The following is a 12,766-nucleotide window of genomic DNA, read 5'->3' as shown; positions in this document are numbered from 1 at the left end:
CAGGACCAGTGGGCGCCGGCGGCCCGGTCGGCACCGGCACGCCCCGGAGGCGAACCGAGCCGTCAAGCGGCGGGCCGGGCCATGGCGGAGACGAAGGCGCGCTCGACGTCGGCGGTGGAGAGCACTCCGTAGATCTCGCCGGTTTCCTCGACGACGAGGTATTCGGTGGCGGGGGTGGCGCGCAGGTATTCCAGGAGGTCTTCGCCGGCGAGTTCGGCGGAGACCCGCATGCCGTCCTTGAGGTCCTGGGCGAGGGTGCCGACGGGGACCCAGGGGCGGCGGTGGTCGGGGATGCCGACGATGGCGGCCTCGCGGACGACGGCGGTGGGTTCGCCCTGCCGGTCGACGACGACGAGGGCGCGGGCGCCGGCGTCGTTGGCGCGGCGGAGCGCTTCGGAGAGCGGGGTGTCGGTCTCGACGGGGACGGCGCGCCGGGTGAGGTTGCGGGCCTGGAGGTCGGGGAGGCGTTCGCGCAGCCGGGCCATGCGCAGGCTGTTGCCGGCGCCGGTCCAGATGATGGCGGCGAGGATCGCGGCGAGCAGGGCGTCGGTGAGGGAGTCGGCGCCGCCGATTTCCGGGCGGGCGTTGCCGAGGGCGCCGGTGTGGGTGAGCAGCGGCAGGCCGATGAGGACGGCGACGGCGAGTGCGCGGCCGACCCAGGCGGCGGCGATGGTGCCGGTCATGGGCTTGCCGGTGATCTTCCAGACGACGGCGCGCAGCATCCGGCCGCCGTCCAGGGGGAGGCCGGGGAGCAGGTTGAAGGCCGCGACGATGAGGTTGGAGATCATCAGGCCGGCGAGCAGGACTCCGGGGACGGTGCCCGGTTCGACCATGTGCATGCCGACGTAGAAGACGCCGGCGAGGACGAGGGAGAGCAGCGGTCCGACGACGGCCAGGGTGAACTCCCGGCCGGGGGTCTCGGTCTCCTTCTCGATTTCCGAGACGCCGCCGAAGAACTGGAGCTGAATGCGGCGTACGGGGAGCTTGAAGCGCAGCGCGGCGACGGTGTGCGCGAGCTCGTGGACGAGCACCGAGGCGTAGAAGGCGACCGCGAAGAACAGCGAGACGAGGTAGCGGGCGACGCCGAGCTCGGGCAGGACGCGCTCCAGCTGGCCGCCGAAGACCCAGGTGATGAGGGCGGCGACGAGGAACCAGCTGGGGGCGACGTAGACGGGCACGCCGAAGGGGCGGCCCATGAGGATGCCGCCGCCGCTGCCGCTCTTCTGCGCGCCGGACTCGGACGCTTTCGTCTTCTTGGCGTCCTTGGGCGGCTCGGGCGGCTGGGGCTGCACGGACTCCTCGGGGTCCTGCGGCTTCCCGCTCTCGTCCACGGCGTCCCCTCGTCGAATACGGCCTTCGCACCTGCTCGGCGCGATCTCTCGATCATGCAGGGCAAAGGGGTCTGACGTCGATGGTATGCGGAGCGGTCGGCCGGGATCCGCCGCGGGGCCCTCACCGTGCGCGGTGTTGGCGCCTTGTTCCCGCCCGGCCCGCCCGGTTGTTCCCACCCGGCCCGCACTGCTTGCTCCCACCCGACCCGCACTGCTTTGTTCCCACCCGGCCCGCACTGCTTTGTTCCCACCCGACCCGCACTGCTTTGTTCCCACCCGACCCGCCCTGCGTTGTCAGTGGCGGGCCGTAGGCTCTGTTGGCATGGGAACGAGCACGGAGAAGGCCGAGGGGGCCGCGCAGAGTGAGCAGCGCGGGCCGGGTACGCAGCGGACCGTGAGCGGGCCGGGGGCGGACGGGCCGCAGGGGGGCGATGGTCCGGGTGTGGCCGGTGGCGGCGCCGGGCGTCCGGTCGCGCTGTCCCCGTCGCGGGCCGGCGACTTCATGCAGTGCCCGTTGCTGTACCGCTTCCGGGTGATCGACAAGCTGCCGGAGAAACCGAGCGCGGCAGCGACGCGGGGCACGGTCGTGCATGCGGTGCTGGAGCGGCTCTTCGATGCTCCGGCGGTGCAGCGTACGGCTCCCAGCGCGCGGGCCCTGGTGCCCGGCGAGTGGGAGAAGCTGCTGGCCAAGCGGCCGGAGCTGGCGGAGCTCTTCGAGGACGACGCGGACGGCGAGCGGCTGGGGAAGTGGCTGGCGGACGCCGAGGCGCTGGTGGAGCGGTGGTTCTCGCTGGAGGATCCGACGCGTCTGGAGCCGGCCGACCGCGAGCTGTATGTGGAGACGGTGCTGGATTCGGGGCTGCGGCTGCGGGGCTTCATCGATCGGGTCGACATCGCGCCGACGGGCGAGGTGCGGATCGTCGACTACAAGACCGGCAAGGCGCCGCGGCCGCAGTACGCGGAGGGCGCCCTGTTCCAGATGAAGTTCTACGCGCTGGTGATGTGGCGGCTGCGGGGTGCGGTGCCGAGGCGGTTGCAGCTGGTCTATCTGGGCAGCGGGGATCTGCTGACGTACGACCCGAGCGAGGCCGATCTGCGGGGCGTGGAGCGGAAGTTGCTGGCGCTGTGGGACGCGATCCAGCTGGCGACGGAGACCGGTGACTGGCGGCCCCGGCCGACCAAGCTGTGCGGCTGGTGCGACCACCAGGCGCACTGTCCGGAATTCGGCGGCACTCCCCCGGTGTACCCGCTGGCGGTGCGAGCGGCGGGAGGTGTTCCGGCCGGGGGTCCGGGGGTTGTCCCCCGGGAAACGCAGTCGCCGGCGATCCGCCCGGCCGACGGTGGCGACGGGCAGCAGGGCAGAATGGGGTGATCTATCGAAGGAGAGCTCGTGGCCATCCGCGTCCTGCTGGTCGACGACCAGCCCCTGCTGCGTACCGGATTCCGGATGATTCTGGAGGCCGAGCAGGATCTGGCGGTCGTCGGTGAGGCCGGTGACGGTCTCCAGGCACTGGACCAGGTGCGGGCGCTGCAGCCCGATGTGGTGTTGATGGACATCCGAATGCCCCGGATGGACGGTGTGGAGGCGACCCGGCAGATCACCGGCCCGGCGAAGGACGGTCCGGCGAAGGTGCTGGTGCTGACGACCTTCGATCTGGACGAGTATGTGGTGGAGGCGCTGCGGGCGGGGGCCAGCGGCTTTCTGCTCAAGGACGCGCCGGCCAATGAGCTGGTGCAGGCGATCCGGGTGGTGGCGGCGGGCGAGGCGATGCTCGCGCCGAGCATCACGCGGCGGCTGCTGGACAAGTACGCCGGGCATCTGCCGTCGGGCGAGGAGCCGGTGCCGGACACCCTGCACACCCTCACCGAGCGCGAGGTCGAGGTGCTGAAGCTGGTGGCGCGCGGGCTGTCGAACGCGGAGATCGCCGCGGATCTGTTCGTGAGCGAGACGACGGTCAAGACGCATGTGGGGCATGTGCTGACGAAGCTGGGGCTGCGCGACCGGGTGCAGGCGGCGGTGTACGCGTACGAGAGCGGGCTGGTGCGCCCCGGCGCGCAGTAGGCGCCACTGGGGCTCATACGACGGCTTCACGACGGCGGGGCCGGACCGGGAATATCCCGGTCCGGCCCCGCCGTCGTGTGTGTGACGCCCGGTCAGGCGTCGGCCGACTTGCCGATCTCCCAGAACCGGAAGACGGTCGACGAGTCCAGCGTCCACTCCAGGCCGGAGATCCCGTCGCGGGCGACGGCGTACTGCTTGGCCTGCCAGATCGGGATGACGGGCAGGTCCTGGGCGACGATGTCCTGCACCTCGCGGAAGGTGCTCTTGGTGGCGCCGCGGTCGGGCTGGCCGGCCGTCTTGGGCAGCAGCCGACCGGTGATCCGGGGCGAGTCGTAGTGGTTGGACAGGACGCTGTCCTTGCCGAAGAACGGCTGGGTGAAGTTGTCCGGGTCCGGGTAGTCGGGGATCCAGCCCTTCACGTAGACGCCGTAGCGGCCGTCCGCCATGCCCTGCTCGTACTCGTCGGTGGCGGCGGTGCGCACCTTGGCGTCGAACAGGCCGCTGTGGTTGAGCTGTTGGGCGATTTCGCGAACGGCGGGGACGGTGCCGGCGCCGTAGCGGTCGGGGGTGGCCCACAGGGTGAGCGCGACCTTGCCGTCCTGGCCGGCGTCGCGCAGTGCGGCGGCGGCCTTGTCGGGCTGCGGGCGGTCACCGTAGGTGTTGAAGAACGCGGTGTTGTGGCCCGTGATGCCCGCCGGGACGATCGAGTACAGCGGTACCGCGGTGTGCTTGTAGACGTCCCGGACAAGGGTGGAGCGGTCCAGGAGGTAGGCGATCGCCTTGCGGACGCCCGGCTTGCCGGCGACCGGGTCCTTCATGTTGAAGACCAGGTGCATGACCTCGGCGCTGTCGCCCTCGATCACCTCGGTGCCGTGCTTGTCGTCGAGCGAGGAGCTGAGCGCGGCGATGTCCTGCATGGCCAGTCCGCGGTAGGCGACATCGACGGTGCCGGTCTGGACGGCCTTCTTGAGCTTGTCGCGGGCGTCGAAGAACTTCAGGGTCATCCCGGAGTTCTTGGTCTTGGCGGGGCCCTTGTACGAGGGGTTGACGGCGAACCGGGCCTTCTGGGGGCCGTACTCCTCCAGGGTGTAGACGCCGGAGCCCACGGCCTTGCCGTCGGTGCGCAGCCGGTCGGCGGGGTAGACGGCGTGGTCGACGATGGAGCCGGCGCCCGAAGCGATCTTCATGGGGAAGGTGGCGTCGGGTGCCTTCAGGTGGAAGACGACGGTCTTGGCGTCCGGCGTCTCGACCTTGTCGAGGGCGGAGAACATCACGGCGGGGCCGTTCTTGTCCTTGATGCGCCGGGTGCGGTCGAAGGAGAACTTGACGTCCTTCGAGGTCAGCTCGTCACCGTTGCTGAATTTCAGGCCGTCCTTGAGCGTGCAGCGGTAGACGGTGCTCTTCGTGTCGGTGAAGGAGCAGCGCTCGGCGGCCTCCGGGACGGGCGTGGTGCCGCCCTTGGGGAAGCTCAGCAGCGACTGGAAAACGTTGTTGAACAGCAGCCACGACCCGGGGTCGTAGCCGGCGGCGGGGTCGGTGGCCTCGACCTTGTCCGTCATTCCCATGACCACGGGCTCGCCGCTGCCGGCGGCTCCCGAGTCCTGCGAGCCGCACCCGGCGACCGCGAGCAGGGCTATGGTCAGCCCCGCTCCGATCGGGGCGGCCAGCCACTGGTCACGCTTCCTCACTACGCGGTCCTCACGATCTGGGCAGTGCTACTGCATGGTCGGGCCGCGACGAGAGCGCCGCGGCGGTATCGGTATCCGTTGTGTGCCGCACCGCGTCCCCCGTGGGCGGCGATGCGGGTCCTGCGGCGCGTCCTCAGTCAGCGACGCCGCGGCTCAGCTCCCAGATCTGCAGCGACGAGGAGGAGTTGAGAGCCCACTCCACGCCGGTGACGTCATCGCGGGCGGCGACATACGTCCTGCCCTGCCAGAGCGGGAGGAGCGGGATGTCGTTGGCGATGATGTCCTGCGCCTGCTTGAAGCCGGCGGCGGCGGAGTTGCGATCGGTCTGCTGGCGGGTCGTCGGGATCAGCTGCGACTCGATCTTGGTGTTGCGGTAGGGGGAGTTGAGGAAGTTCCCCTTGCCGATGAACGGCGCGATGTAGTTGTCCGCGTCCGGGATGTCGGCGAACCAGCCCATGCCGTACGCGGCGTACTTTCCGCCCGTGGTCTCGGTCCGGTACTGCTGCCAGTTGTCGACACCCTTGATCTTGATGTCGAACAGCTTGGTCCTGTTGAGCTGGGTCTGCAGCGTACGGAATTCCTTGGCGGTGCTGGAGCCGTAGTGGTTCGTGGTGTACGCGAGGGTCAGCTTCACCGGGGTGGTGATGTTCGCCTGCTCCAGGGTCTTGCGGGCGGCGGCGGCGCTGGGGTTCCCGTACTTGGTGAAGAACGAGTTGATGTGGCCGGTGAGGCCGGTGGGGACCAGCGAGTAGAGCGGGTCGCCGGTGTAGGAGTAGACGTCACGCACCAGCTCGGAGCGGTTGACGATCTGGGCGATCGCCTGTCGTACGGCCTTGTCGGAGACGGCCGGGTCCTTGGTGTCGAAGGCGAGGTAGCGGATCTCGCCGCCGGGCATCTCCTGGAGGGAGATGTGCTGGTCGCGGGCGTTCTCCAGGCTCTTGATCTGCTCGGGCGACAGACCGCGGTACATCAGGTCGATGTCGCCCTTGCGCAGCGCCTTCTCCATCTCGGCGGAGTCGTCGAAGAACCGCATTTCCACGTTTTCGTTCTTCACCGTCACCCCGCCCTTGTAGTCGGGGTTCTTGGTGAAGACCGCCTTGGTGATGTGGCCGTTGGAAGCCTCGGCCTTGATCGTGTACGGGCCGGAGCCGACCACGTCGAAGCCCTTGTGGAGGCGGTTCTTCGCGTACACCTCACGGTCGACGATGCCCGCGGCGGGCGTGGCGAGCTTCTGCGGGAAGGTGGCGTCCGGCTTCTTCAGGTGGAAGACCACTTCGGTGTCGCTGGGCGCCTCGACCTTGTCGACGGCGCCGAGCAGCTCCACCGGGCCGTTCCGGTAGTTGACGGTCCGCATACGGTCGATCGAGTACTTGACGTCCTGCGCGGTCAGGGCGTTGCCGTTGGAGAACTTCAGGCCGGTGCGCAGGGTGCAGTGGTACTGCTCGTTCTGGGTGTCGCGGAAGCCGCAGGACTCGGCCGCCTCGGGCACCGGTGCGGTACCGGTCCTGGGCAGTCGCATCAGCGTCTGGAGGGTGCCGCGCAGCATGTTCCACGCGTCGACGTCGTAGGCCTGCGCCGGGTCGAGCGGGGCGGGCGCTTCCTTGGTGGCCTCAATCCGGGAGGCGACTCCGACGACGATGGGGTCGCCGCCTTCGCCCGCGCCGTTCGTGGTGCCGCAGGCAGCCAGAACGGGGGCAAGGAGACCGGCCAGTACCGGCAGCACCAAGGGCTTGCGATTCATCGTCGGCAGGTTCCTTCTCTGCGCAGAGGTGTTGCTCGCGATGACATTAGTAGGGACAGCCAGTCAGTCCGGGACACAACGGAGTTGAATCGATATGGGTACCGGATGGCGATGACGCGGTGACCGATATCCGGACGGTGGAACGATACGCGCGTTGTTCCACTAATCCGGACACTTACCCCCGTAGATACCGGGGGAAAGGCCCTTTGGAACACCCCTTGCGCCCGCTGTCGATACCCCTGCACGTGAGAAACCTCACGCATTCCATTCGGCGTGGTGATGCGCGAATTCGGCCAGCACATACGTTACGGAAAATAAGCGCACCGCTGCCCTGAGTTCTGTTGGCATTCCGTGGGCCACGCTCGGTGCACGGTCTAACGGCTTTCCGTGATCAGGGACCGGAGAAATGGCACGTCGACTTCTTCGAGCGAGCTGCGGACGGTACGGCCCGCGGCGGGCGGAATCGGTGTCACCGACGGCACCGCGACGACCCGGCAGCCCGCGGCCTCGCCGGACGTCACGCCAGTCATGGTGTCCTCGACGACGGCGCAGCACGCCGGGTCCACGCCCAGCCGCATGGCGGCCGTCAGGTACGGGTCCGGATGCGGCTTGGTGCGCTTCAGGTCGTCGCCCGCCAGGGTCAGCCGGAAGTGCTCCGGGCCCAGCGAGTGCAGCATCTCGTCGATGATGCTGCGGTGCGAGGCGGAGACCAGGGCGGTCGGCACTTCATGGGCGGCGAGTTCGGCCAGCAGTCTGCGGGCGCCCGGCATCAGGGGGACGCCGCGTCCGATCCGGGCCAGGAAGCGCGCGTTGAGCAGCGCGCTCAGCTCGGCCAGGCCGATGCCGGCGCCGGTGACCTCCAGGAGATAGCCGGCACTGCGGGTCATCGGCCCGCCGACGACCACCTCGCGGTGGCTGTCGTCCAGGATGTGGCCCAGTTCCGCGAAGACCTCCGCCTCCGCCTCCCACCAGAAGCCCTCGGTGTCGACGAGAGTGCCGTCCAGATCGAGGAAGACGGCCTGGAGGGTCGCGGCTTCGGCCGTACGGGTGCCGACTGCGGGGATGCTGCTGGTCATCCATCCACCTCCGTTGGGGCGTCCCCCAAGGGACGAAAAGGCCGGTCGCCACCCCGGGCTGGGGCGGCGACCGGCCGCTACCGGACCGACCATTGTACTTCGGTGCGCGACGGAGCGCCTGGTGAGAGGGCTCACCCACCGCTATGGTGCGTTCCTGGGCCAGGACACGTCACCGCGCGCTGCTGCGCTTCCCGGAGCCCAAGGACCCCGGACGGAGCCGCACCCCGCTACCGCGCGTTGAAGTACTTGGCCTCCGGGTGGTGGATGACGATCGCGTCGGTGGACTGCTCCGGGTGCAGCTGGAACTCCTCGGAGAGCTGGACGCCGATCCGCTCCGGCTCCAGGAGGGCGGCGATCTTGGCCCGGTCCTCCAGGTCGGGGCAGGCACCGTAGCCGAGCGAGAAGCGGGCGCCGCGGTACTTGAGGGCGAACATGTCCTCGACGTCGGCCGGGTCCTCGCCGGCGAAGCCCAGCTCCGCGCGGACCCGTGCGTGCCAGTACTCGGCCAGCGCCTCGGCCAACTGGACGGACAGGCCGTGCAGTTCGAGGTAGTCACGGTAGGAGTTGGACTCGAAGAGCTCGGCGGTGGCACCGCCGATCTTCGAGCCGACGGTGACGACCTGGAGGCCGACGACATCCGTCTCGCCGGACTCCTCCGGGCGGAAGTAGTCCGCCAGGCACAGCCGCCGGCCGCGGCGCTGGCGCGGGAAGGTGAAGCGGGTGAGCTCGGAGCCGTCGTCGTTGAGGAGGATCAGGTCCTCGCCCTTGGAGACGCAGGGGAAGTAGCCGTGCACGACGGCGGCTTCCAGGAGGTTCTCGGTCTGCAGCTTGTCGAGCCAGCCGCGCAGCCGCGGGCGGCCCTCGGTCTCCACGAGCTCCTCGTACGTCGGTCCGTCACCGGCGCGGGCCTGCTTGAGGCCCCACTGGCCCTTGAACAGCGCGCCCTCGTCCAGCCAGGAGGCGTAGTCGGCCAGCTGGATGCCCTTGACGACCCGGGTGCCCCAGAACGGCGGGGTGGGGACCGGGTTGTCGACGGCCACGTCGGAGCGCACCGAGCCCTCGGGCTCCTCGACCTCCAGGACCGGGGTGTCCCGCTTGGGCACCCGGCGCTGCTTCAGCTCGGGGAGGGTCGCGCCGGGGACACCGCGCTTGACGGCGATCAGGGCGTCCATCAGGCGCAGGCCCTCGAACGCGTCGCGGGCGTAGCGGACTTCGCCCTCGTAGATCTCGTGCAGGTCCTGCTCGACGTAGGCGCGGGTGAGGGCGGCGCCGCCCAGGATGACGGGGAAGTCCGCGGCCATCTTGCGCTGGTTGAGCTCCTCCAGGTTCTCCTTCATGATCACCGTGGATTTGACCAGGAGCCCGGACATTCCGATGACATCGGCCTTGTGTTCCTCGGCGGCGTCGAGGATCGCCGCGACGGGCTGCTTGATGCCGAGGTTGACGACGTTGTAGCCGTTGTTGGACAGGATGATGTCGACGAGGTTCTTGCCGATGTCGTGGACGTCGCCGCGGACGGTGGCGAGCACGATGGTGCCCTTGCCCTCGTCGTCGGTCTTCTCCATGTGCGGCTCCAGGTAGGCCACCGCGGTCTTCATGACCTCGGCGGACTGGAGCACGAACGGCAGCTGCATCTGGCCGGAGCCGAAGAGCTCGCCGACGACCTTCATGCCCTCCAGGAGGGTGTCGTTGACGATGTCGAGGGCCGGACGGGTGGTCAGCGCCTCGTCCAGGTCGGCCTCCAGGCCGTTCTTCTCGCCGTCGATGATGCGGCGCTGGAGTCGCTCCTCCAGGGGCAGCGCGAGGAGTTCCTCGGCGCGGCCGGCCTTCATCGACTTGGTGTTGACGCCCTCGAAGAGCTCCATCAGCTTCTGCAGCGGGTCGTAGGCCGGTTCGTCCCCCTGCTGGGGGCGTCGCCGGTCGTAGATCAGGTCGAGGGCGACCTTGACCTGCTCCTCTTCCAGCCGTGCGATCGGCAGGATCTTCGAGGCGTGCACGATGGCCGAGTCCAGGCCGGCCTTGACGCACTCGTCCAGGAAGACGGAGTTCAGCACGATCCGAGCGGCCGGGTTGAGGCCGAAGGAGATGTTCGACAGGCCCAGGGTGGTCTGCACTTCCGGGTGCCGCTTCTTCAGCTCCCGGATCGCCTCGATGGTGGCGATGCCGTCGCCCCGGGACTCCTCCTGGCCGGTGCAGATGGTGAAGGTCAGACAGTCGATGAGGATGTCCGATTCCCAGATGCCCCAGTTGCCGGTGAGGTCGGCGATGAGCCGCTCGGCGATGGCGACCTTGTTCTCGACGGTGCGGGCCTGGCCCTCCTCGTCGATGGTCAGCGCGATCAGCGCCGCGCCGTGCTCGGCGGCCAGCGCGGTGACCTTGGCGAACCGGGACTCGGGGCCGTCGCCGTCCTCGTAGTTGACGGAGTTGATGACCGCCCGGCCGCCCAGCTTCTCCAACCCGGCCTGGATCACGTTCAGTTCGGTGGAGTCCAGGACGATGGGGAGGGTGGACGCGGTGGCGAAGCGGCCGGCCAGCTCCTCCATGTCGGCGACGCCGTCCCGGCCGACGTAGTCGACGCACAGGTCGAGCATGTGGGCGCCCTCGCGGATCTGGTCGCGGGCCATCTCCACGCAGTCGTCCCAGCGCCCGTCCAGCATCGCCTCACGGAACTTCTTCGACCCGTTGGCGTTGGTCCGCTCACCGATCGCCAGATACGAGGTGTCCTGGCGGAACGGGACGGTCTGGTAGAGGGAGGCAGCGCCCGGCTCGGGGCGCGCCTGACGCGCGGGCGGGTTGACGCCGCGGACCCGCTCGACGACCTGCCGCAGATGCTCGGGGGTGGTGCCGCAGCAGCCGCCGACCAGGGACAGCCCGTATTCGGCGACGAACGTCTCCTGGGCGTCGGCCAGCTCGCCGGCGGTCAGCGGGTAGTGCGCGCCGTCCTTGCCCAGGACCGGCAGGCCCGCGTTGGGCATACAGGCGATCGGCACGCGGGAGTGACGGGCCAGGTAGCGCAGGTGCTCGCTCATCTCGGCGGGGCCGGTGGCGCAGTTCAGGCCGATCATGTCGATGCCCAGCGGCTCCAGCGCGGTCAGCGCGGCGCCGATCTCCGAGCCCAGCAGCATGGTGCCGGTGGTCTCGACGGTCACCGAGCAGATCACCGGGAGGTTGGTGCCGGTGGCCTTGAGGGCGCGGCGGGCACCGAGGATGGCGGCCTTGGTCTGCAGCAGGTCCTGGGTGGTCTCCACGAGCAGCGCGTCCGCGCCGCCGGCGATCATGCCCTCGGCGTTCTGCTGGTAGGCGTCGCGCAGGGTGACGTAGGGGGCGTGGCCGAGGGTGGGCAGCTTGGTGCCGGGGCCCATCGAACCCAGGACGTAGCGCTGCTGGCCGGTCGACGCGGTGAACTCGTCGGCGACCTCGCGGGCGATGCGCGCGCCGGACTCGGACAGCTCGAAGACGCGCTCGGGGATGTCGTACTCGGCGAGCGCGGCGAAGTTCGCGCCGAAGGTGTTGGTCTCCACGCAGTCGACGCCGACCGCGAAGTACTCCTCGTGCACCGAGCGGACGATGTCGGGCCGGGTGACGTTGAGGATCTCGTTGCAGCCCTCCAGCTGCTGGAAGTCCTCCATCGACGGATCCTGCGCCTGCAGCATCGTGCCCATCGCGCCGTCGGCGACCACCACCCGTGAGGCGAGAGCCTCCCGAAGGGAATCGACGCGGGATTCGACGCGGGATGTGCCGGTGGACGAAGGCGTGTACGAGGCCATGGAAGATGCTCCCTGGTTGCGACGGCTGTCGGCTTTGCGTCCTCCGGGAGAGGGCGCACCCGGCCAGCGTAGCTTCCGGTCCGGTCCAAGGGTTCCCTGTTTCACGGCGTGGACAGTCGGACGGTGTCAGGGGCCTATGCACTATCCATGATCGTTGCTCTCCTCACGTTCACTCCCCACGAGTCGGCATGGGCCGATATCGTTCAGCATTGTCGAACTCTTCACTTCTCGGAGGTTGCCCGATGGCACGCACGATCCAGTCGCTGGAGCGCGCCGCCGCAATGCTGCGGCTGCTCGCCGGAGGGGAACGGCGACTGGGACTCTCCGACATCTCGTCTTCGCTGGGGCTGGCGAAGGGCACCGCCCACGGAATCCTGCGCACGCTCCAGCAGGAGGGGTTCGTCGAGCAGGACGCGACATCCGGCCGCTACCAGCTGGGCGCGGAGCTGCTGCGCCTGGGCAACAGCTACCTGGACGTCCACGAGCTGCGCGCCCGCGCCCTCGTATGGACCGACGACCTGGCCCGTTCGAGTGGCGAGAGCGTCTATCTGGGTGTGCTGCACCAGCAGGGCGTGTTGATCGTGCACCACGTCTTCCGGCCGGACGACAGCCGGCAGGTGCTGGAGGTGGGGGCGATGCAGCCGCTGCACAGCACGGCGCTGGGCAAGGTGCTGTCGGCGTACGACCCGGTGGCGCACAGCGAGGTCACCGAGGTGGAGCGGGAGGCGTTCACGCCCCGCACAGTGACCGGCCTGGAGGACTTCGAGGGGCTGCTGGACCTGACCCGGGCGCGCGGCTGGGCCGCGGATGTCGAGGAGACCTGGGACGGCGTCGCCTCGGTGGCCGCGCCGATCCATGACCGGCGGCGGATGCCGGTGGGTGCGGTGGGCGTCACCGGAGCCGTGGAGCGGGTCTGCAAAGACGGTGAGCTGCGGCCGGAAATCATCGCTGCGGTGCGAGATTGCGCCCGTGCAGTGTCAAGGGATCTTGGTGCAGGGCGGTTCTGACCCGATTTGCACGCTCTGTTCACCTAAATTTTTCGCCACGGAACCCTTGACGGGGTTCAGGAGGTAAACGAAACTGCCGTTCGTCGGTCGGCAT

The 12,766-nt window shown here is 69.2% G+C and carries 8 protein-coding genes; 3 read left to right on the top strand and 5 right to left on the bottom strand.

Annotated features, from left to right (window positions below; all coding sequences use genetic code 11):
- Nucleotides 1–62: 62 nt before the first annotated feature.
- Nucleotides 63–1,331 carry a site-2 protease family protein gene (locus AB0I10_RS07835; protein ID WP_363151451.1) on the bottom strand — a complete coding sequence of 423 codons (1,269 nt, stop codon included), beginning with the start codon at nucleotides 1,329–1,331 and terminating at the stop codon, nucleotides 63–65.
- 322 nt (nucleotides 1,332–1,653) lie between these two features.
- On the opposite strand from AB0I10_RS07835, the gene AB0I10_RS07830 reads away from it, so the two are divergent.
- Nucleotides 1,654–2,703 carry a RecB family exonuclease gene (locus tag AB0I10_RS07830; protein ID WP_363151450.1) on the top strand — a complete coding sequence of 350 codons (1,050 nt, stop codon included), beginning with the start codon at nucleotides 1,654–1,656 and terminating at the stop codon, nucleotides 2,701–2,703.
- Nucleotides 2,704–2,721: 18 nt separating this feature from the next.
- Complete coding sequence (locus AB0I10_RS07825; RefSeq protein WP_136743828.1) at nucleotides 2,722–3,393, top strand: response regulator transcription factor; 672 nt, start codon at nucleotides 2,722–2,724, stop codon at nucleotides 3,391–3,393.
- Between the two features lie 92 nt (nucleotides 3,394–3,485).
- Here AB0I10_RS07825 and AB0I10_RS07820 read toward each other — a convergent pair whose 3' ends face one another.
- The 4 genes from AB0I10_RS07820 to metH all read right to left on the bottom strand — a co-directional run bounded on the left by AB0I10_RS07820 (nucleotide 3,486) and on the right by metH (nucleotide 11,665).
- On the bottom strand, nucleotides 3,486–5,081 hold the full coding sequence (locus AB0I10_RS07820; RefSeq protein ID WP_363151449.1) for an ABC transporter substrate-binding protein: 1,596 nt from the start codon (nucleotides 5,079–5,081) through the stop codon (nucleotides 3,486–3,488).
- A 133-nt stretch (nucleotides 5,082–5,214) separates the two neighbouring features.
- Nucleotides 5,215–6,822: an ABC transporter substrate-binding protein gene (locus AB0I10_RS07815; RefSeq protein ID WP_363151448.1), complete on the bottom strand. Its 1,608-nt coding sequence runs from the start codon at nucleotides 6,820–6,822 to the stop codon at nucleotides 5,215–5,217.
- Nucleotides 6,823–7,196: 374 nt separating this feature from the next.
- Nucleotides 7,197–7,898 carry an HAD family phosphatase gene (locus AB0I10_RS07810; RefSeq protein ID WP_363151447.1) on the bottom strand — a complete coding sequence of 234 codons (702 nt, stop codon included), beginning with the start codon at nucleotides 7,896–7,898 and terminating at the stop codon, nucleotides 7,197–7,199.
- 227 nt (nucleotides 7,899–8,125) lie between these two features.
- Entirely contained in the window at nucleotides 8,126–11,665 is a 3,540-nt protein-coding gene (metH, locus tag AB0I10_RS07805) for a methionine synthase (RefSeq protein ID WP_363151446.1), read from the bottom strand.
- 242 nt (nucleotides 11,666–11,907) lie between these two features.
- Between metH and AB0I10_RS07800 the strand changes: the two genes are divergently transcribed.
- Nucleotides 11,908–12,672, top strand: coding sequence for an IclR family transcriptional regulator (locus AB0I10_RS07800; protein ID WP_363151445.1), 765 nt, complete (start codon nucleotides 11,908–11,910; stop codon nucleotides 12,670–12,672).
- Nucleotides 12,673–12,766: the final 94 nt, after the last annotated feature.

Source organism: Streptomyces sp. NPDC050636, from assembly GCF_040654775.1.
Lineage (GTDB): Bacteria > Actinomycetota > Actinomycetes > Streptomycetales > Streptomycetaceae > Streptomyces.
Note: the sequence above shows the minus strand (reverse complement) of the source record. Positions and strands in the feature narration are given on the sequence as shown.

What these genes read in the sequence shown, in the direction of transcription:
- AB0I10_RS07800 (WP_363151445.1), top strand. Translation starts at nt 11,908, where the DNA reads ATGGCACGCACGATCCAGTCGCTGGAGCGCGCCGCCGCAATGCTGCGG.
- AB0I10_RS07810 (WP_363151447.1), bottom strand. Translation starts at nt 7,898, where the DNA reads ATGACCAGCAGCATCCCCGCAGTCGGCACCCGTACGGCCGAAGCCGCG.
- AB0I10_RS07830 (WP_363151450.1), top strand. Translation starts at nt 1,654, where the DNA reads ATGGGAACGAGCACGGAGAAGGCCGAGGGGGCCGCGCAGAGTGAGCAG.
- AB0I10_RS07815 (WP_363151448.1), bottom strand. Translation starts at nt 6,822, where the DNA reads ATGAATCGCAAGCCCTTGGTGCTGCCGGTACTGGCCGGTCTCCTTGCC.
- metH (WP_363151446.1), bottom strand. Translation starts at nt 11,665, where the DNA reads ATGGCCTCGTACACGCCTTCGTCCACCGGCACATCCCGCGTCGAATCC.